The 22,331-nt window shown below is 41.0% G+C and carries 14 protein-coding genes; 10 read left to right on the top strand and 4 right to left on the bottom strand.

Annotated elements, in window-relative coordinates; genetic code table 11:
• Positions 1 to 15: 15 nt before the first annotated feature.
• The 3 genes from ABJE44_RS18875 to ABJE44_RS18865 form a co-directional block, all read right to left on the bottom strand.
• Positions 16 to 759, bottom strand: a complete 744-nt coding sequence (locus tag ABJE44_RS18875) for a SapC family protein (protein WP_348110957.1) — start codon at positions 757 to 759, stop codon at positions 16 to 18.
• 1 nt (position 760) lies between these two features.
• A complete protein-coding gene (locus tag ABJE44_RS18870) occupies positions 761 to 2,302 on the bottom strand; it encodes a tryptophan halogenase family protein (protein WP_348110958.1) in 1,542 nt (513 codons plus the stop codon).
• 76 nt (positions 2,303 to 2,378) lie between these two features.
• Positions 2,379 to 5,111, bottom strand: coding sequence for a TonB-dependent receptor (locus ABJE44_RS18865; protein WP_348110959.1), 2,733 nt, complete (start codon positions 5,109 to 5,111; stop codon positions 2,379 to 2,381).
• A 290-nt stretch (positions 5,112 to 5,401) separates the two neighbouring features.
• Here ABJE44_RS18865 and ABJE44_RS18860 point away from each other — a divergent pair, with 290 nt between their 5' ends.
• The 6 genes from ABJE44_RS18860 (at position 5,402) to ABJE44_RS18835 (ending at position 15,977) form a co-directional block, all read left to right on the top strand.
• On the top strand, positions 5,402 to 6,679 hold the full coding sequence (locus ABJE44_RS18860; protein WP_348110960.1) for a D-tagatose-bisphosphate aldolase, class II, non-catalytic subunit: 1,278 nt from the start codon (positions 5,402 to 5,404) through the stop codon (positions 6,677 to 6,679).
• 27 nt (positions 6,680 to 6,706) lie between these two features.
• A complete protein-coding gene (locus tag ABJE44_RS18855; RefSeq protein ID WP_348110961.1) occupies positions 6,707 to 7,858 on the top strand; it encodes an SIS domain-containing protein in 1,152 nt (383 codons plus the stop codon).
• A gap of 28 nt (positions 7,859 to 7,886) precedes the next feature.
• On the top strand, positions 7,887 to 8,849 hold the full coding sequence (locus tag ABJE44_RS18850) for a BadF/BadG/BcrA/BcrD ATPase family protein (RefSeq protein WP_348110962.1): 963 nt from the start codon (positions 7,887 to 7,889) through the stop codon (positions 8,847 to 8,849).
• A 468-nt stretch (positions 8,850 to 9,317) separates the two neighbouring features.
• Positions 9,318 to 12,200, top strand: a complete 2,883-nt coding sequence (locus ABJE44_RS18845; protein ID WP_348110963.1) for a TonB-dependent receptor — start codon at positions 9,318 to 9,320, stop codon at positions 12,198 to 12,200.
• A gap of 101 nt (positions 12,201 to 12,301) precedes the next feature.
• Positions 12,302 to 13,513 carry a hypothetical protein gene (locus ABJE44_RS18840; RefSeq protein WP_348110964.1) on the top strand — a complete coding sequence of 404 codons (1,212 nt, stop codon included), beginning with the start codon at positions 12,302 to 12,304 and terminating at the stop codon, positions 13,511 to 13,513.
• 256 nt (positions 13,514 to 13,769) lie between these two features.
• A complete protein-coding gene (locus tag ABJE44_RS18835; RefSeq protein ID WP_348110965.1) occupies positions 13,770 to 15,977 on the top strand; it encodes a DUF4832 domain-containing protein in 2,208 nt (735 codons plus the stop codon).
• A gap of 92 nt (positions 15,978 to 16,069) precedes the next feature.
• On the opposite strand, the gene ABJE44_RS18830 is transcribed toward ABJE44_RS18835, so the two are convergent.
• The gene (locus ABJE44_RS18830; protein ID WP_348110966.1) at positions 16,070 to 17,344 is read right to left on the bottom strand and encodes a hypothetical protein; all 1,275 of its coding nucleotides are present in this window, start codon (positions 17,342 to 17,344) and stop codon (positions 16,070 to 16,072) included.
• A gap of 263 nt (positions 17,345 to 17,607) precedes the next feature.
• Between ABJE44_RS18830 and ABJE44_RS18825 the strand changes: the two genes are divergently transcribed.
• The 4 genes from ABJE44_RS18825 to ABJE44_RS18810 all read left to right on the top strand — a co-directional run.
• Entirely contained in the window at positions 17,608 to 18,237 is a 630-nt protein-coding gene (locus tag ABJE44_RS18825) for a hypothetical protein (RefSeq protein ID WP_348110967.1), read from the top strand.
• A 113-nt stretch (positions 18,238 to 18,350) separates the two neighbouring features.
• Entirely contained in the window at positions 18,351 to 19,922 is a 1,572-nt protein-coding gene (locus tag ABJE44_RS18820) for a DUF4832 domain-containing protein (RefSeq protein ID WP_348110968.1), read from the top strand.
• A gap of 122 nt (positions 19,923 to 20,044) precedes the next feature.
• On the top strand, positions 20,045 to 21,361 hold the full coding sequence (locus ABJE44_RS18815; RefSeq protein ID WP_348110969.1) for a sugar MFS transporter: 1,317 nt from the start codon (positions 20,045 to 20,047) through the stop codon (positions 21,359 to 21,361).
• 104 nt (positions 21,362 to 21,465) lie between these two features.
• Positions 21,466 to 22,331: ROK family protein (locus ABJE44_RS18810; RefSeq protein ID WP_348120877.1), on the top strand; the 866-nt coding region annotated here is incomplete at its 3' end.

Raw genomic sequence — 22,331 nt, 5'->3', positions numbered from 1 at the left:
TTTATTATAAAATTTTCACTCGCTCTCAATAAGCTGTAGTGAACTAATAGGTCGCTTTGAAAATGTTTTTTTAAGACGGATTAAGTCGTATAAGTTGTAATGAGATGCAAGTAACGTATATATAGGTGCTAGGTATCCATGCTGATGGCCCAAGCTTAGTGCGTCTGGTGGGAGTTGCTGTAAAGCGCTTGCGTCGATGCTGTACATCCCATTAATGATACTTTTTTCACCAGACAAATATTTCATACCTAAACGCACAGGTTTCAGCAATTTTAATTCCAAAAGCCATTCAACGAATGCCATGCTCTGCAATTTTTGTTGATAGGATTGCTGTAAACGCTGCAAGGTGGTGTTTAGTGTTTCACTAGGGCGACCGGACTTATAGAGTAGCTGCCCTTGATCATTGGATAACAGTGGGCTGCTGGTATCGATATGGGGTGACCAATGGTTGTCAGATGTTTTTGCCATAGTAAAAGGCCAACATTGCATACTTTCAGAAACATAACTTGCCCGCCATTGTGTATCGCCGAAGAACAGGTTTTCTTTTTCTTCTAGTCCGAATAATGCCACACTAAATAGCTTTCCCGTTGCTCTATCCTTAATGAAGTAAATTGGGTAACAGGTGCTGGCTGGAGCAAATTCATTTACATGTAATGGAGTAAACTGAATAGACTTAGTGTAGGTAAATAGAGGGTCGACATTCAATTTTAAGTCTTTGTGGGTGCTAGGATTTAGGGCTTGTATATGAGAATTTACCATCTTAAATTTCCATGAATCCATACTGATGAATTTTATCTATTAATTCTCTGTGTTTAGGTAGCCTAATAGAAAGTTTTTGTTGTTCCTGTTGTCTCAAGTCAAAAAATTTATTCGCAAGTTCTGAATTGTCTAATGTGTGCTTGGCGGCGGCAAAGTTAGTTTTAAAACCCATACCATAGAGTACATATTGGTAACTTGGGGCTCGAAATATGTCTAGTTGACTAGCAAAGTCAATATCTGAGGGAGGCATATGTTTCCAGTCTTCTAGTAGCGCTTGCAATGAGCTTGGTATTGAGCTGGCTTCGCGGTTGTCACGCCAATATTGTTCTGAGCGTTGGCTCAAAACGTAATGTAGTTTGAGAAAATCAATGACTCTGTGCCATCGATAGATAAAAGCATGGTTGAACCGCTTGGCACAACTCGGCATAGACTCATACGTAGCCGGAAATTGGTCAGCGAGCATAGTGGCAGCGGTTTCTACAAACATTAATGCCGATGCCTCTAAAGGCTCGAGAAAGCCAGCAGATAGTCCAATGGCTACGCAATTATTTTTCCAAGATACCTCCCTGTGGCCCGCTTTAAATGAAATTTTACGAAATTCAGTGGGTACTGATTGAGTACCTATATACATCTGTAACTGCTTTTTAGCTTGTGTGTCAGAGCAGTGCTGGCTTGAATAAACATACCCCACACCTCGGCGGTGGGGTAAACCGATATCCCATATCCAGCCTGCAGGTTGGGCGCTAGAACGAGTAAAGCAAGGAATAGACTGGTCTTCACTCGCATATGGAACATGTGCGGTTATGGCGCTGTCGTTAAAAAGGATATGCTGTTTAGAGACAAACGGCACATCAAGTGCTTTGCCTAACAAAATACTTGAAAAACCACTGCAATCTATAAATAAGTCTCCGTGCACAGTTTGATGATGCTGGGTAACTACCGCACTAATGTTTCCTGCTATACAGGTTTTTACGTCGACGACTTGGTCTTCAATATGTTTGACATTAAGCTTGGTTAAACAGTGATTTTTTAAAAGAGAGGCAAATTTCGCCGCATCTAAATGGTACCCGTAATTAGCCAAGTCTTTGTATTCTGCGGTACTAATTAACTTGGGCGCTAAACCTTGTTCACATAATGATTCTTGGCAACTTACAGCCCTAGAGAATGAAGCGTCAATCTCACTATCTTGCCCCCAGAAATTAGCTAGATTAATACGTGGATATCCCTGAGTACTATTGAATGGGTGAAAATAAACATCTGATTTATCACCCGTTACCCATCCCTCAAATTTACTGGCTTGTTTAAAGGTCGCATCGCATTGGGTGATTAAATCAGTTTCGGTGATGCCTATACGTTTTAAGGTATTGCGCATGGTGGGCCAGGTCCCCTCACCCACTCCTATAGTAGGTACATTCTTTGACTCAATTAAGGTGACTTTAGGTGCTCCTTGGATTGAGGCAAATTTTTTTGCCAAAATGGCGGCGCTAATCCAACCTGATGTTCCGCCACCTACAATGATTATGTTATTGACTGATTTATTCATGACAAAGGAGGAAACTTTTATTGATTAACTCAAATAGCAGCAAAATGGGTGAGCATTTTGCTGCCAGCTATTGTTGTTAAAAAGTATAACGAGCGCCGAATTTTAAGGTTCTACCGTAGACTTGAATATTGCCTGGCAGATCGTTGCGACCTTGGAATGTGCGGTTTGACTCGCCTAATAGATTGTTTCCTTCAACGAACAATTGGGCATTGTCATTTACGTTATAATTAAAAGAAGCACTTACCATGGACACGGCATTCGTCGTACTTTGATAGTCATCTCCAAGAGGACTGAATGAATCGGCAACTAACTCACCCGTGTAGTCCAATGCTATTTGTGTACTGATTTTGTCTTTCTCGTAAATTAGAGATAATGAATAAGAATTGTCAGCCACCCCAACTAGTGCTCCGGCATCAACGCCATCGACTACTGTGCTAGAGTCGGTATAAGCATAACTTGCAGTTACACCAAAACCATTTTCAAAAAACTTCTGAATACCTAATTCAAACCCTTTAACTTTAGCCGTATCGCCATTAATTGGCTGAGTCACTGTAAAGTTTTCACCTGCAATAACTACATTGGTGGTATTCAAGGTGATAAAACCATCTAAATCTTTCCAAAATAAAGAGGCGCTGAGTAAGCTGTTCTCTTCAAAATACCATTCTAATGCAGCATCGATTTGATTTGAGTAAACGGGCTCAATGTCAGGGTTACCGCTAATATTCATAGTGAATAATCCTGATTGAGCATTGTCTGTTGTTAAAGGAGCCATTTGGTCAATTGTGGGGCGAGATAGTGATTTTGCAGCAGCTGCTCTAAACAATAAATCTTCTTGCAGGTAAATGCCGAAGTTGGCCGCAGGTAAGAACTTTGTATAACCTCCTTTTGCAGTTTGCGCGGAACCATCAGAATATTCTACATCCCATGAAGGATTTGACGAGTCTGGATCAACAACGTCTATCGACAGAATGTTGTTATACGAATATGCGGCAGTCACATCGGTATCTATTACCCTTGCGCCAATATTTGCGTACCAATTGTCACCTTCTAAATTGGCTTGGGCATATAAGGCTGTTGTATCTTCGGTTATGTCATAAGAATTCACTGGGTTGTAGACTGGCTCCCAAAGAGCTGATTCATTTTCGCCAAATGTACGAGTGTTGCCGTTATAGTCTGTTAGTGTCATTCCGTCAGATGCAGCAAGTCCTAAAGCATAATCAGGAATACTGAAAATAGGGAACGATCTAGGAAAGTTGCCAGATTCGCCGTCGAAAAGGTTGTCGTAAGGAAAAGGTAATACAACATCAGCGCCCACTTCACCAAAAGTAAACGGGTATCCACAATAATTACATGCTCCTGCGCTGTAGTTATCATAGGCTGTATTTGTTTTATTTCGACTGGTATATGCAATGCCAAAGTCTACACTCACCAAATAGTCATGACTGAATTGCCAATCACCATCCAAGGTGTAACCAGTGACTTCATCTTCTATATCACTGCCATCACGTGCTGCCCAGTGAGGTGAAAAGTCATCATTTCCAAAGTCATCGGAGCTACGGCCTTCGGTCCAGTTAGGGATGTAATCTGGTAAGCCACCCGCATTTAGGCTATATGTACCTGAGTGCGCACCGGGCGAACCCGCTACTACAAAGGTGTTTTTTCCTCCTGAATCACGCTCAGAGCTAGACCGGTAAATATCACCTTTAATGGTTAGATCATCAGTTACCATATACTCAGCACTTAAGGCGAACATACTACTATCTACTGTGCGGTGTTCATCTAATGTTACTACTTCCATAGTCACATCTGCGATATCCATTTGAGTGACTACGTTACCATCTAATACAATGTTGGTAAGGCGGTCTTGTGCAGCACTTGCATCTACCATATAAAATGATTGAGTGTAGCCTGTAGAGTCCGCTTCTAATTGAGTTATTATCACATCTGCAGTGACTTCTAAACGGCTATTTGGGCGCCACTGTAATGAAGAGGTTAGGCCATTGCGTTTGAAGTCTGTGGCATAAGCACCTAGAGCGTATGACCCCGGGATCACTAAATTTTCTTCATCTGAACTAATCGTGCCATCATTGTTGACGTCATAACTCAAACCATCATTTACGCCAAACACATAGTTGTCTATCATCTCATCAGCTCTTTCAGTACCTGATGACGAACTAAGACTGACAATAAAGCCAAGAGTGTCATCCGCAAAAGTGTTACTGAATACACCATTGAATTTTTTACCTACCTCTTCAGAAAGGTCATTGTAATCGCCTGTGACAGATACAACTCCCTGCATGCCTGGATTATCAAATGCGCGGGCTGATTTGAGGTTTACCGCACCACCAATGCTGCCTTCAACATTTTTAGCTTGAACTGTTTTCCATACATCTGCACCGCTTATCATTTCTGAAGGGATAACGTCGAAAGCAAAATTACGCCCTCCATCGTCGGTCGCTAAAATTCGGTTGTTGAGGGTAACGATACTAAACTCTGGTCCTAAGCCTCGAATATTAACGTACTGAGCCTCCCCACCACGGGTCCTACTTACTGTAATACCAGAAATATGAGAAAGAGAATCTGCGACATTGTCATCTGGAAAGCGTCCTAACTCCTCAGCTGCTATTGAGTCTACAAGAGATTTTGCTTCCTTTTTGTTAGACAAAGATTCTGCCAAGCTACTTCTCACTCCAGAGACTGATATGACTTCTGTATCATCCTGTGCAATAGCCTGTGGAACTAACATAACGGATACAACCGCTATAGATAGTGCTGTTCTTTTAAACTTTCTTTCCAGTATTTTCATCATCTCTTCACCCTCTCATTTTTATTTCAGTTTGTAATGTTGTTCTAGTAGTCAAACAAAATTTGATAAGCTGCAATCGATAATGAAGCTAAATGAAACCCAAGTCAAGATAATGGGAAATAAAATGAAGTTGTTTGAGTTTTTCGTTTCATTGATTGTTCTTATGTTTAGCTTTATTATACTTCCACTTAAAAAAAGTAAGCATATGAAACATTGTGTGTTATATTCTATTTGTTTTTGTTTCACTTTGATTCCTTTGGTGGAGTTTAATCGTTAGATAAGAGGTAAAAGATTTGGAAGCATTATTACAAATGGTGCAAAGGCACAAAGCAGGTGAGATAACCGGTGTTTATTCGGTATGTTCTTCTCACCCTTTAGTCATTGAGGCTTCAATGCGTCATGCGCTGAAGCAAGGCGAAACCTTAGTTATTGAAGCAACTTCTAATCAAGTAAACCAAGATGGTGGTTATACGGGTATGCGCCCTAATGACTTCTGTAATCTGGTTTTTTCGATAGCAGATACAGTAGGTTTACCACGAAACCGTGTCATTATGGGGGGCGATCACCTAGGTCCAAACTGTTGGCAAGATTTAACTGCTGAAGAAGCTATGCAGAAGTCAGATATATTAATTGCAGAGTATATCAAGGCAGGCTTTAGAAAAATTCACTTAGACTGTTCAATGTCATGCAGTGATGACCCTGTGCCTTTAGGTGATGATTTGGTTGCATTAAGAGCGGCTAGGCTTTGTGCGGTTGCAGAACAAACGTGGCAACAAGTGGGTGGCGAAGCGCCCGTGTATATTATAGGAACTGAAGTGCCAGTTCCTGGTGGTGCTCAGGAAGGTTTAGATGAACTGACTCCCACTTCAGTAGAGGCGGCAACCGAAACCATTGCAATTCATAAACACGCTTTTTTTGATGCAGGCCTTAAATTAACATGGCCGAGGATCATTGCATTGGTTGTGCAGCCAGGTGTTGAATTCGATCATCATAAAGTGATGGCGTTTAAGCCAGAAAAAGCCCAGGCACTTAGTCAAAATATTGAAAATGATCCCCTTATGATCTACGAAGCGCACTCAACAGACTATCAAACTGCTGAGCACTTGGCTGATTTGGTTAAAGGACACTTTGCCATTCTCAAGGTTGGACCATGGTTAACCTATGCTTTACGTGAAGCATGTTGGGCGCTAGATTTAATCGAGCAAGAGTGGATTGAGCAGGCAAACCGTGCAAATTTGAAACAAACATTACTGCAAGCCATGCAGGACAAGCCTGTCTATTGGAAGAAGTATTATTCACAAGACACCAAAGAACAGGCATTGGATTGTCAATATAGCTTGAGTGACCGTATTCGCTACTACTGGCCACAACCGGAGGTCACAGCTAGTTTGAATAAACTGATTGAAAACTTAGATAACACTCCACCACCTCTTACATTAGTGAGCCAGTACTTGCCTAATCAGTATGGCGCTATAGTGAATGGAGAGATAGGTACCAGTACTCAAGAACTGATTTTCCATAAAATATCAGAAGTGTTAGCACAATATTCAGCTGCTTGTCATAGCAATTAAGCCGAACTACGAAGGAGGTGTAAAATTATGACCTATTTAGATTACTCAGAAGCTACATTACGAAGTATGGATGCTTATTGGACTGCCAAAGAAATTGAGCAGCAACCCGCGACATGGCAAAAAACTTATCAAATGCTAGAGGCTAACAAAGGCAAAATAGAAGCGTTTTTAAGGCCAGTGTTAAACACCAAAAATATTCGCATAATTTTGACTGGTGCAGGTACTTCAGCATTTGTAGGTGCCAGTATTGCCCCTGCTATTTTAAAAAGCTTTGGTGGCCGAGTTGAAGCCATTCCAACTACAGACTTGGTGTCTAATCCCCATGAGTTCTTTCAAGAGGATGTACCCACTTTATTAGTGTCATTTGCTCGTTCAGGGAATAGCCCAGAAAGTGTTGCAGCATTTGAGTGTGCAGAAAAACTGGTAAAAAACTGCTCTCAAATTGCGATTACTTGTAATGCAGAAGGGGCCTTGTATAAACGTTGCCAAGGTGACAATAAACTTGCGTTGCTTATGCCAGAAGAGACCAATGATAAGAGCTTCGCTATGACTTCAAGTTTTAGTTGTATGTTGTTGACTGCTCTTTACGTGTTTTGCCCCTCGGATGCTTTCGAACAGCACTTAACTGCAGCGATTAATGCGACCTCAGCATTATTGAAAACCTACAATATGATGTTGAAAAGTGTGGCAATGAAAAAGTTCGAGCGTGTGGTTTATTTGGGTAGCGGTGTATCTAAAGGCTTGGCTCAAGAGGGAGCTTTGAAGTTACTTGAACTAACAGACGGGCAAGCATTGTCTACCTTTGATTCACCTCTAGGGTTTCGCCACGGGCCGAAAGCAGTGGTTAATGATAAAACCTTAGTGATTATTTTTATTTCAAACGATCCATACACTCGACAATATGACCTAGAGTTACTCGCAGAATTACAGAATGATCAAGAAGTTGGGCAGATTTTATCAATTACGGCTAAAAGTGACCCAGTGTTTAAACAAGGTGAGTGTGTGATGTTGGATAATATGTCTGAGGTTGACGATACTTATTTAATGTTCCCATTTATTGCGTCTGCTCAGGTGTATGCCTTACAACATTCTTTGGCGATAAATAATACGCCAGATAATCCAAGTTCATCGGGTACGATTAATCGTGTGGTTCAAGGAGTGCATATCCACGCCTTGTAGTGAGATATGGTTAGAAGAGGTAAGTCTCATGTTTTTAGGTGTTGATGGCGGGGGCACAAAAACCGCGTTTGTGCTCATTGATAAAAATGGTCACATTTTAGCTGAACATTCAGAGCCAACCTGCTATCACATCCAAGTGGGACTTGATGGAGCAAGGAATGTCATTGAAAGTGGCATTTCAAAGACGCTACATTTAGCTAAAAAAAACGTTAATGACCTTACTTACGCTTTCTTTGGGTTACCCGCTTTCGGTGAAGATAGTGAAGTCGATAACCACATCTCCGAGTTGCCCAGTAGTATATTGTCAGCAAAGCAATACCAATGTGACAATGATATGGTGAACGGCTGGGCAGCTGCATTTGGTGGGCAGGACGGCATTAATATTGTAGCTGGAACTGGATCTATTGCTTACGGCGTGCGAAAAAATCAGCGTGCTCGTTGTGGTGGTTGGGGAGAACTGTTTAGTGACGAAGGCTCAGCATATTGGGTTGCCATAAACGGGTTGCGTGCATTCTCACAAATGTCTGACGGTAGATTAAAAAAAGGGCCTTTATACGAAGTCATTAAACAAGACTTAGCTATTGGGCAAGATTTAGATATTACCGGACTCGTATTGTCTAAGTGGCAAGGCGAACGTAGCCGGATTGCAGCGGTATCAACTTTGGTGAGCAAAGCTGCGGGTTTAGGGGATTATGAAGCTTTGAGGATCATGGAAGAAGCCGGCAAAGAGCTAGCTAAAATTGTACTCAGTACCCGTGAAGTGCTAGGTTTTACTGAAAATGAGCATGTTAACCTTTCATTTTCGGGCGGTGTGTTTCGCTCGGGCTCATTGGTTTCTAAGCCAATGAAAGAGGCCCTTAATCAAACTACATTGCGTTTTTCTATTTCATCACCTTTGTATAGCCCTGTAATTGGCTCGGCTTTGTATGCTATGCATTTATCAGGTGAAACTGCCTCTAAGTCATGCTTACATAAGTTGCAAAACCTCTAAATTCAGAGTCATGCTAGCCTATCAAGTAACAGTCAGAAAAGCATAGTAAATGGTCATAGGTAATTTCTGACATCTGATTTTATCAAGATGAATCTAATTCTATTAACCCCATCCAATATGAACCACGCTTTTAGGGTGGTTTGCGTTACGCACCGATGAGCCGCTCTATCACCGGAGTATGTTTGGAAACCTCAATAAATCTGCAGTGATGATACGTTTCTTGAATGGGATTTAACCTTAACTTTAACGATATACCCTAATTGCTGCAAAATGAAATTTACCATGTCTTTTCTATATAAAAAATCATTTTTTAATGTCACTTTTTGTTTCATTTGTGTTTTTTTTGACTGTTTATGTTTCGTTTCGATAATGTTTTGAAATTTCATTTGATTTCAGTGTTTCTTTTTGATAAAAAGTTTATGACATATTGATTACACATAATAAAAAACTAAATCGAGTGGTGAAAATATGAATAATAAATTTAGGAAAACAAGACTGACTCTGGCAATAAGCCTGCTATGTAGTTCGGCATTTACTTATGCTGCTGATGAAGAAGTCATGGAGGATGAATATGAAGTCATCACAGTGACTTCTTCTCAGAAAAGTCTTATCAAGGCGTTGGATGTGAAACGTGAGAGCGATTCTATTGTCGATGGCATTACAGCAGCTGAGTTAGGTGTTTTTCCTGATGCTAACGTAGCAGATTCGTTATCACACATCACAGGTATCACCATAGATAGAACATCTGGTGGTGAAGGACAAGGCGTGAGTATTCGTGGTTTGGGGCCAGAATTTAGTATTGTTACAATCAATAATCGTATTATGGCAACAGATTCATCAAGTCGTGACTTTGCTTTTGACGTTTTACCTTCTTCGGTTATTTCTGAAGCTTGGGTGCATAAATCAGTTACCGCTTCGCAATTAGAAGGCAGTATTGGTGGCGCTATCAATCTTAAAACTGCTCGACCGTTTGACAACGCTGGTACTCATGGTGCTTTCGGAGCAGAAGGTATATATCGAGAACAGGCAGATAAATATGGCTACAAATTAACAGGCGTAGGTAGTCATACATTTAATGATGACACTATGGGTATTTTAGTTTCTGCACTATATAGCAGAGCGCCAACTCGAACTGATGAATTGTCAGATAATTGGTGGGAGCCTTCAACCAGTACAAATTGGTCTTGGGATCGAAATGGTGATGGCCTAACGAACGACCCAGCGGATAACGAGTTAATTTTCCCAGGTACCATTGCCTATACCGCTCGTGAAGAAAACAAAGAGCGTACAGCGATTTCTGCCGCATTCCAATACAGACCTAATAGTGATTTAGATATTGTTGTTGACGCATTATGGACTCGTTTAGACACGCCCAGTAAAGGCTATACCGAATCTTATTTTTTCCCAGACGTCATCGCAAGTGGCACAGATGCTACATATGGTGGAATAAAAACTGAGTTGAATCCGCTAGGCACATTAGTTACCGGTCTAACCGTGCAAAATCTCTTACCGCAATTGGTGACGCTTGAAGAGCATCGTGTTGTAGACACTGTCAATTTGGGGGCAAACTTTACCTATAACGTGACTGAAAACTCAGTGTTAACCGGTGATGTATATATGTCTAATGCAACTCGCGAAGCCGGTGGCAAAGATAGATTTGTTGTTTCTGTGCCTGTAGTTGCTGGTGAGACAACCGCTAGGATGGAATTAACAGATGGCGGTTTACCAAGTATTACCTTAGATTTTGCTGATAATGAGGGGGGGATCACTGAAGTCAGTGACATTGTTGGAAATGGTCAATTTGGTCCTCATTTTACTCGGTTAGAAGGCATTAATATTGACGATGAAGTGATAGGAGCTTCATTGGAGCACCAGATTTTTTTGGATTTGGACGTAATAAATAGTGTCGAATACGGTGTGGTATACAACAAACGAACTAAAGAACGTGAGCAGTATGACAATAGCGCGAACATGTCATTGTATAGCGGAGCGCCATTTACATGGGACGATGTTGATGCTGATGTAGTAAAAGCTTTTCCGTTTGATAATTTTCTTGATGGCGTAAGTGGAGATTTTCCTCGCGAGTTTGCGATATTTGATGTTGCCAATGCATTTGAAGCTATCAAGTCAGCAGATGGGAATGCGAATGTTATCAACCCTCTTACGGGTGAGCCCTATGTCGATGGCTACTCGGATGCATTGTTTCCCGTTTTTAACTCTAATTTGTCAGGCGCTGTTGAAGAAGAAACTGTGTCTATCTTTGTACAAGCTAACTTTAGCACCGAATTCGATTTTGTGAACATCTCCGGTAATCTAGGTGTGAGGTATGTGCAAACTGATGTGACATCCACTGGTTGGGATAGACCCATTTTAAGCGTATCAGAGGCGCCTGAAACTATTTGGGCTTCTGTAGTTGATTATGGGCCTACCGTTGCAATTTCGGTCGAAAATGATTACGACAAACTATTGCCTTCTATGAATCTTCAGTTCGAATTTTCAGAAGAGTTACTTGTACGTTTGTCGTACGCCGAAGTGATGTCAAGGCCGGGCATAGACCAGCTATCAACACAGGTAGATCATGACGCGCTTACTTATAATCAATGGTACATCACTAATATTGGTGACCCCAATTTAAGCCCTGTAACCGCTCAGCAAGCCGATATATCTATTGAATGGTACTACAAAGAAGGTTCTTCGATTAGTGCCGCTGTATTTCAAAAAGACATTAGAGGCTTTGTGCAATCAGGTATAGATCTTTATCAAGATAATCCAGAAGATAAACCTACTTATCTTGTGGAAAACCCAGTACGTTGGGCCCCATCAGGTATGTATGAAGAAGTGGCCTTTACGATTGCAGGACCAAGAAATTTAGACCAAGCAAAAATCTTAGGATATGAATTTGCCTTGCAACACTTCTTTGATTCAGGTTTTGGTATTACATCTAATTATACTTATATCGATACAGAGTCTATCGTCAGTGGATTTTCAGTCGGAGTTTTAGAAAACATACCAGACACCTCTTACTCTCTCAGCCTGCTGTATAACAACGATAAGATGAGTTTAAATTTATCGGCTTATCATTCAGAGGCTTTTGTAACCAGTCATTGGTCTCCACTCAATGTTTATGATGCAGATGGTAGTGTTACCGATACCTATAAAAGTATGGCTTCGCCAACCACATGGGCATCTGCATCGGCAACCTTCTATGTGGCTGAAGGTCTAGAAGCTTACGTGCAACTAGATAACTTATTAGATGAAGGCTGGCATGGTTTCAGTGGCACCACTAACTTACCGGGTAGTTATGCTGAGTGGGGCCGAACCGCAAAAGCCGGTGTACGTTATAAGTTTTAATCAATATACCCGATCCCTTAAAAATCATGATGGACACCCATAAAAAGTTGGCGTCTATATTAGGCGCCCATCAATAAACATATACAGCAGAGCAATTTCTTATGAAGAGTTTAAAATATATATTTGTACTGAGTTTACTGTCTACCACGTTAAGCGGTTGCTGGGAGCAAGAGCTAGAAAGTAATGTAGAGCCAGTTGATGAAGCGCTTGTCGCTGCTATTGCAGAAGCAGAAGCAGAAGCCGCTGCACAGGCGGAAGCAGAAGCCATTGCCGCAGCAGAAGCTGCAGAAGCCGCAGCCTTAGCCGCCGCAGAAGAAGCCGCAGCAAGTGCAGAAGTCGCACTACTTACCGAAACCGATGATGATATTAGCCCACTTGGAAATGATATTGACTATGTGTCTTATAAAGTTGTCGATACTGACTTAGTCATAACACAAGCTCATAAAGCTGCTAAAGACGCATGGCATACCATTCGCGTATATGTAAATACCGATGACACCGATACCACAAGTACGCCGATAGCGGGCGGGGCGGCAAGCTTAACTGGCTTAGTTGCCGAATATGGATATAACTTTGAATATACTGGAGAAGGCTGGAACGCTTCGAAAAAAGACGTGGATCAAGGTGGTTGGGTTGATGCAGATACAACTGCAACCGCGACAGGTGGTGACACTGTAATTACGACTATCACAATTCCATTAAGTGAAATTGGCGAACCAGTGGACGTCGCAGCATTCGATATTATGTTTGTAGGCACCGGAGCTGGGTGGGGAACAGATCAAGCCCCCAATGATGCAATGTTTCAATTTGATAAACCAATAACCATTGAAATTGAGGAAGCAGATGATGATATTACCCCTCTTGGTAATAACATTGAGTCAGTGACCGTTAATATAGATGACAGCGACTTAGTCATTACACAAAAGCATAAAGCTGCCAAAGATGCTTGGCATACGATCAGTGTATATTTGAACACAGATGATAGTGATACCACTACTGAACCTATGGCTGCCGGTGCGGCAAGTCTAACAGGCTTAGTTGCTGAATATGGATATAGCTTTGAATATACCGGAGAAGGCTGGAATTCTTATAAGAAAGTTGTGGATCAAAGCGTCTGGGTCGAAGCAGAAACCACAGCAGCTGCACAGGGCGGTGATTCTGTTTACACGACCATGTCTATCCCGCTAAGTGAAATTGGTAATCCTACAGATATAACGACAATCAAAATGATGTTTGTAGGAACAGGAGCTGGGTGGGGAACAGATCAAATACCTGATGCTGGTATGTATGATTATACTGCTGAAGCACCTTAAATCTGTCTATTAAGCTAGATAAAACGGTGCCTTGGTTAGGTGCCGTTTTTTTCAAAACATTCTCTATGTGAACCTTCTTCTTGCGTCAAAAATTCACACTATTGTGGAAGAGGTAAGGTTACATGCCAACAACAAAGACTCCTGTTCGTATTAGCGTCGTATAAGGTTTTTACCTACTAATTGTCATTGGCAAGCTTGTCGACATTATTTCTGTGTTCAGGATAAAGCTGACTTAGACAGGGTACATTAGGGACTTATGATAAATTTTCAAAATATATTGGCACTTGCTTTACTGGTCGCAATTTTATTAGGTTGCAGTAGCAGTAGTGTTGAAGAAAATGTAGGCGACAATGAGACGCCAACTATTCCGAGTGTTTCTGAGCCAGAAACAGCACCCGAAGCTGAATTATTAGCGGGCTTCACTGTAACGAACAAATATTATATTAAATCTGATGAAGACATTGCTAACCCTAGCAGAGGTTTCTATCAGCACACAGAAACACAAACCAGTGCGTTTATACCTTTAAATAAAGACGATTTGGTCGTCAATAGAAATGGCTATCAAGCATCTGATGCGAGTTATAGCGTTAATGCCACCATTATTTTAAGAGCTTTTATTTTAGATAACTACGTTGACAACGCAACGTTGTCGAGCCAGACCTTAAGCCAAATTCAAACTGATTTTGATACCGCCCGAGAAGCTGGCATTAAGATGGTGGTACGTTTTCATTATCATAAAAATGCTAGTGAGCCTTATGGCGATCCTGATAAAGCCACAATTCTAGCTCATATTGAGCAACTACAACCCATTTTGACCGAAAATGCTGATGTTATATTAACCATACAACAAGGTTTCATTGGTGCGTGGGGCGAGCAATACTACACCGATAACTTTAGTCCCGCCGGAGACGTTAGTGCTAGCTATACTGACCAAAATTGGAATGACAGAAGTGAAGTATTATCAGCATTGTTAGCAGCAACTGCCGAGTCAATTATGGTGCAAGTAAGAACACCACAAGCGAAACAAAAGCTTATATACGGCGCTGATGCGCCAATTACTGCCGGACTGAGTGGAACAGAAGGTAGCTTAACGGCCGATAGCGCGTTTAGCGATGAAGATATTGCCCGAGTTGGTTTTCATAATGACTGCTTTTTAACCGATGCTTCTGATACGGGGACCTATGCTGATTATGGTACCGCCGGAGGAGAAAAACAGGGTAATGCAGTGGGCATTTTAAAGAGTTACCACCAAAACGATAGTCACTTTGTTATTGTGGGAGGTGAGACTTGTAAGGATGAGGATTGGGCTATTCCGCCAGTGTCTTATGCAAATGATTGTAGTGATGACGTGGTTAATACCATGGATGAGCTTAATTATAGTTACCTTAATACTGATTATAATAATGCCGTCAATAACGATTGGACCGAGGGTGATAATGCCTGCATGGAGGAAATTAAAAATAGATTAGGATATCGCCTAGCGATGACTAGCTCTACTGCAGTGACTACAGCCAATGCTGGTAATTATGTACCGTTTTTGCTGACTGTTGATAATGATGGTTTTACGTCTGTTGTTACTGCCATGGAGTTACGACTTATATTAAAGCATCAAAGCACAGGACTAGAAACGACTATTGTCTTAGAGGCTGTAGGTCATGATATACGCACTTGGCAATCAGGCACCACAGAATTAGGTGAGTACATTAAACTACCTGATAATTTGGCCATAGGTAGTTACGATTTATTCTTACATATCGCAGACGTGTCGAATAATGGTGTGATAGCCACACGCCCTGAATATAGCATTCAACTGGCTAATGTTGGCTTATGGGATGAGTCAAACGGTTATAATAATCTCGAGCAAACTATTACTGTTGCGGCATATGTGGAGGGAGAGGATAAAAACACAAAGCCTACAGAGCCTTTAATCGAGTTTGAATCAGAACCGTTCATTCAGCCCGAGGTTGTGAATATTTCAATTGATGGTAATGCTGATGATTGGGATAGTATTTCGTTACTCGCTAGTGCCGAAAATCAACAAGTCACATCATTAAAAGTGGTTGCTGATGAAACATATTTATATATAGCGATGGCGGGTAACGAGATGGGGCCTTATTTTGACTTGTTTATCAACTCTGACGGCGACAATTCTACAGGTTTTCAATCATCTGATTGGGCGTTATCAGGTGCTGATTATTTAATTCAACAAGGCACTGGTGGCATAGTTACTTTATATAAATCAACGGGTTCAGATTGGAGCTGGGAGCCACAAAATACACATAGTATTGAAGCTAACAGTGCTACTAACTTTATTGAGCTAAGTATAGAACAGAGCGATATTGACCCCATTAACTCGAGCATTAATATCGGGGTAAATGATGTTGATGTTATGTGGCAGGTCCAATCACGGTTGCCGCTGATCAATGAAGTCATGTCGGCCTATAGTTTCCCCCTCACTGATTGAAATCAATCAGTGAGCAATCAGAGTACCTTCAGAGATGTTTAAATAGGGCGTCATCTTAAATTAAAACTTATTCGTACGGTCATTTACGTCCGTTAATCTGCTGAAAATCCAATAACTTGACCCTCAACCAGATAGTCGCTTTCTATCGCAAAACTGGGTGTGTCCCCCCCTGAGTCTATAAGAAATTCTATAGTCTGATTTGGGAGTAACCCTTTTAATGATAAGTTCGATCGCACACCATTAACAGCAGGGTAGGCGTCGTAATAGAGAGGAGCGACGCCAATATTCGAAATGCTGATGCGACTTTGCTCGTTAGAAGCCTCAAAGCTGTTAACATGAAACTTGTAGCCCATTGACATAGAAGCTTCTCTAATTCGCACTGGTGGTTGATGACGAAACTGATCATTACCAATGATGTAGCTAAGATGAAATTGATCGACAAAGGATTCAAAGCTTCTGCCCCAAGCACCATCGGGATAGGTAAGTACGCTTTTTTGATCATAATCAGAGTAGTAACTGAATTCACCGCCCATCATCCTTTTTTTGTAGCGTTCAATTCCAAAAAACTTCCAAGATGAGAGGTTGTATTCATCTTCAGTAACTGAGTGGGTTTTATGCATCATAGAGTCGTCAAATAAACCAAAGTTAAGGTTTGCATGTTCAGCTTTACTAGAAAATGGACCATAGTCAGAATTTGCAGCGTCAATAGATACGGACCACTGTGTTGTATCGAACTTGTCATTCATTGTTTTAAAAAAAGACGTCTGAAATTTCTTTGTAGGGAAGGTCTTACCGAGCACTCTCGGCCCATTATATAAGTGATACTCTGCGTAGGACCCAAAGCCTACTTGAATCATGGCCAATCTAGGATCACCGTCGTAGCGAGCGGCAAAATTGGCAAAAAATTGTGTTGTGAACGTCTCTAGTTCTTTAAAACTCCAGTCAGGCACAAAGATTTTTTTATTTTCGACTGTTGCTGAGGTGCGGGCGTAATCTTCATCATTAAAGATATAAGCAGGTACTGATATTTTGACTTTACCGGGATATGTATAGTGAAAACGTAATATTGCTTGATGTTTACGACTGGCAATATCATTGAGTAAATTGTCGATGACTTCCCATTTGTAATGACCTTTAGTTTCAATGACATCACTATAAGTTAAGTAAGAGAACTCTAGCTGAACAGTGTCTCCAAGGGCTTCAAGAGCTTTGTTGTTGCTTGCCCAAAAGGCTATACCCGTCATGGGTTGAACTTTGTTTATTGATGTCGACAATCGAATTGGGCTAAAGGTGTTTTCAGTACCATATAAAAAATCTTGATAAAACAATGTGATTAAATAAATCAGCTGTAAATGTTTCTTTTTCACCTTTATCACTCCCTATGTTTGAATCAGTCTCTGTAGCTATGGTTATTGCTAGTTTCACAGATGTAACTGGTTAACGTAGTGCCCTTTCAAATTAGACATAGTGGTTTTATGTTTCACTTTGAGTGAGCGTGTCTTTCAATTATTTTGCTTTGCTAGCCTTTTGTGGTTTCATTTGGTTGCGTTTGATTGAATTTTAGGATTATAATATTTAAAAAGAAATAAAAGAAACATAAACGTTAATTGTTTTCGTGAGAGTAAATATTATGTCGTCATTTTTTAACCTGAAAAAACTATTACTTCCAATCTTCATTGCTTTAGCTGTCATTGCTACGTTGGCGGCTTCTTATCAAGTGAAAGCAAAGCAAACTCCAGCTAAAAGTTCAGCTCAGAGTCTGTATTGGTCGATTTATACAGATGGTGACGATATTGCTGAAGGATACAATAATCTGTTAAAGAATCGCCTAGTGAATGACAGTCAATTTTTGTACTTCTCTTTTGATAACAAAGACAATATTGCGAGTTGGCACCGTCATGAATTGTATTTCAGCATGGATACTAAGGGGCGCACTGCCAATCCTTTACCCGCAGGAGCTACGAGTCTTAAACAGTTAGATGCAAGTTATGGGTTTCGTTTTATGACAAACGATAGCATGCAATGGGTGGTTGAACGCTATGAGGCTCAGTCTGGAAGCTGGTCATCTGCCCTACAAAGCAATGCATTAACTTCAAGTGTTGTTGATACTCCTAGGCAAATTAAAGGAAGAATTCCTTTAAGTGAATTGGGTTCACCCGTTACAGGTACTGCTATTAAAGTAAAATTTGTATCTACAGGAGAAGGTTGGGCGACCGATGAAAGTCCAGATAAGGCGATGGCAACATACACCTTTAAATAATATCAGACCAAATCACTCGATGAATATATCTAAAAAGAAAATCGTCGAGTCCTTATTTGGGATGAGGTGACGTTTACCATGTTCTCAAATTTTATATCAAAAATAGGTATTCTATGTTTAAAAAATTTTACGGCCCGGTTATAAACGCTGCTTGCCTAATCAAATCGTTTCTAGTGTTAGGTCTGTGCTTGGTGTTGTTCAGTTGTAGCTTAAATAGCAGTACCGGCCCTACCCATCAGGTTAAATATACTGTTTCTGACGAAGATATCATGAACCCAGGTCGTGGCTTCTACTATCCCTATGCAACGAAGGCCAGCAGTTTTGAGGCGGTCACTGAAGAGGAGCTGCTCAGGTTGCGTAATACGTACTCCACGCCTGTAGGCGGAAATTATCAAATCAGACATGGACTTTTTCTTAGGCAGTACATTTTAGATAGCTTTGTTAACACTAAAGAGCTGTCTGAGACCTTTTTACAGCAGTTACAACATGACTTTGATACAGCCAGAAAAGCTGGGGTTAAATTTATTGTTAGATTCTCCTATAACAATGTTCCACCAACGGGTGATTGTGGTTCCTGGATATGCCCTCCTTATGGTGATGCCAGTAAAGATATTGTCTTGGCGCATATAGAGCAAGTCTCAGAGGTATTGAGTCAAAACCATGATGTACTTTTGACTTGGCAGGCTGGCTTTATTGGTACATGGGGAGAGATGATGTTTACCGATCATTTTGGTGACTTTGATGCCCAAGGTAGGATTTACAATGAAAATTGGGATGACCGAGTTGAAATGGTTAAAGCAATATTAGACTCTGTACCAAAAGATATAACTGTACAAGTTAGGAAACCTCAATTAATTCAAAAGTTTATGCATGGACCTGAGGCTCCAGTCACTGCCGCCCCATTACACGAATTGCAGGCATTTAATGGCTCTGATGCTTCTAGGTTAGGTTTATACAATGATTGTTTTCTTGCTACATCAGATGATTGGGGAACATTTGCAGACTACGGATCATCTGCTAAAGCCCCAGTTAATAACGACAAAGTGGTAAATGCATTAAAAACTCATCAAGCTCAACACAGTCGTTATACTATTGTGGGCGGAGAAACCTGTGATGACGGCTACTCTCCTCAAAACAACTGTAGTCATAACGTAGTCGATATTATAGATCGATTTAACTATACCTATTTAAACTCAGCGTATAACAATCAAGTCAATAATGACTGGCAAGACGAAGGCTGTATGTCGGATATCAAACGTCGTCTTGGTTATCGTTTATCCATGGTGAAGGGTGAGTTCTCTAGTGCTGCGAATGCTGGTGGACTTATGCTTTTCTCGTTAGATATAGAAAATCTAGGCTTTACGTCTCCAATGTTCCCCATGCAGCTGAGGGTGATATTTACTCATAATACTAGCGGGCAAGAGTATGCAGTAGTACTCGACTCTGAACGTTATGATATTCGAAGCTGGCGTCCAGAAAGTAACGTTAGAATTGAAGAGACTTTGCAACTGCCTGCCTCTATGGAGAAAGGCCAATACCATTTATCGCTGCACATAGCTGACGTGAGTAATGGTGGCATAATAAGTCATCGTCCTGAGTACAGTATTCAATTTGCGAATCAAGGTACGTGGCAGCCTCAAAAAGGGTATAACTCGCTACTTCAAAGTATACAGGTAAATAATTGATTTCGTTTTCTTTCGTTATTCAATCTTGTGAAAGGTAATGAAGGGTGGTAAGGTTTCTTTATGTATGTAGGTAATGATTATCATATTACCTTTTTTATTTTATGACTTAACCGGTGTTCTCAATGACAAGCACAAATAATCAACCTTCTAGTAGTATGCTCCCTATGCTGATTATCGGCATATTATTTTTTATGTTTGGCTTTGTGACTTGGCTCAATGGCTCTTTGATTCCATTTTTAAAAGTAGCGTGTGAATTGAGCCATTTTGAAGCCTTGCTAGTGACATTTGCTTTTTATATTTCATATACGGTGATGGCATTACCCATGTCTTACATTTTACGCCGTACGGGTTTTAAAGACGGCATGGTGCTGGGGTTGTTCGTGATGGTAGTGGGGGCCTTAATGTTCATACCTGCCGCCTATTTTAGAATGTATAGCATTTTTTTAGTGGCGTTATTTATGTTAGGTGCTGGTCTAACGATTCTACAAACTGCTTCTAATCCTTACATTGTACTACTAGGTCCACGAGAAACTGCTGCTGTTCGTATCAGCATTATGGGTATTTTAAATAAAGGTGCAGGTATTGTCGCCCCACTTGTATTTACTGCATTTGTGCTAACAGACATGTCTCAATTTACCGAAACTAGATTAGCTTCATTGGATATTGAACAAAGAGCAGTGGAACTTGCAGAGCTGTCATCACGTTTGATCACGCCTTATTTGATTATGGCGGGGATGTTATTCGTACTTGGCTTGTTTATTAAATCGGTTCCTCTGCCTGATATCAATTCAGATGAAGAAGCAACTGAAGATGACGACAGCAGTATTTTGCAAAAGCCACAAGTCATACTGGGTGCGATTGCGTTGTTTTTCTACGTCGGAGTAGAGGTGCTTGCTGGTGATACAATTGGTTTGTTTAGTAAAGAGCTGGGTGTCACTAATTTTGGTGAACTAACCTCCTATACTATGGGTTTTATGGTTGTTGGCTACGTGTTAGGTATGTTGTTTATCCCTCGTATTATCAGTCAAAGCCTTGCTTTGGCAATCTCTGCAATCGCAGGGGCGACCTTTACAGTATTGCTGCTAAATGCAAGCACAGTTTCAACAGACCTATGGGACTTACTGTTCGGTTGGACAGGTGTTCCGGCTATTCCAAATGCAGTGTTATACGTTGCCTTACTTGGTTTATCTAACGCCTTAGTTTGGCCAGCCGTGTGGCCATTAGCGCTTAATGGTTTGAATCAGAAAGATACTAGTACAGCATCTGCATTATTAATTATGGGAATTGCTGGTGGAGCAATTATTCCTTTGATTTATGGCTATCTAGCTGATGGTTCGGGTAACTTGCAAAGCCCATATTGGATTATGGTGCCTTGTTATGTGTTTATTGCTTTTTACGCAGTCAAAGGACACAAGTTAACATACTGGCGTGCTAGTTAATTGGCTTAAACGGGTACATTTTGCGAAATAGCTATGAGTAACGTGTTAACTAGATTGGCAACTACAGTTACTCATATTAGAAAAAAATAGGTAAGAAGAAACATATGCATTACGGTCTGGACGTGGGAGGCACAAAAATCGAATTAGCGATTTTTAATGCTGACTTCACACTAAGCGACTCATGGAGAGTGGCGACGCCTGGGGATAATTACCAACAGCTTTTAGCAACCCTGGCTGAAATGGTTGATAAAGCGGATCAAACAACTGGTTGTGAAGGGTCGGTAGGTATTGGCTTCCCGGGTATTGTTGATAGTCTCGGTTGTGCTGTTTCTGCCAATATTCCAAGTATTAATGGCCAGCCTCTGGTGGCAGACACCCTTAAAATACTGAATCGTCCAGTGGGATTTGAGAATGATGTAAAAGCCTTTGTGTTATCTGAGGCCAATGGCGGTGCAGCACAGAGTCAGAAAAATGTACTGGGTTTAGTTTTGGGTACGGGAGTCGCCGGAGGGTTGTGCATTGATGGGCAGCTCTTTCGCAGTAAGCAAAATGTAGCTTGTGAATTTGGACATATACCACTTCCTGCTATTTTGCAGCAGCGTTATCAATTCCCTCTGCGCCAGTGTGGTTGTGGCTTACTTAGCTGCGTTGAAGAATATCTTGCTGGCCCAGGATTACTGTGGATGTGCACACACTTTGAGGCAGGTTATACATCTGTGCCTGCACTCATTAAAGGGTTACAAGCAGGCGAAAGTAAAGCCCAAAAAACCTTTGACGCTTATATCGACTGCTTAGGGTGTTATTTAGCACAACTAACCCTGATGTATGACCCTGACATCATCGTTTTAGGTGGGGGCTTATCAAATATTAATGAACTCTATCCTCCTTTAGCTGCGGTAATGAAACAGTATCTGTTTAAAGGGGTTACGCCTCCTAACGTTGTCGCCCCTAAATTTGGAGACTCTAGTGG

The sequence above is a fragment of the Paraglaciecola sp. genome (assembly GCF_039942875.1).
GTDB lineage: Bacteria > Pseudomonadota > Gammaproteobacteria > Enterobacterales > Alteromonadaceae > Paraglaciecola.
The sequence above is the reverse complement of the archived record's forward strand: the minus strand, read 5'-3'. Positions and strand labels throughout refer to the sequence as shown.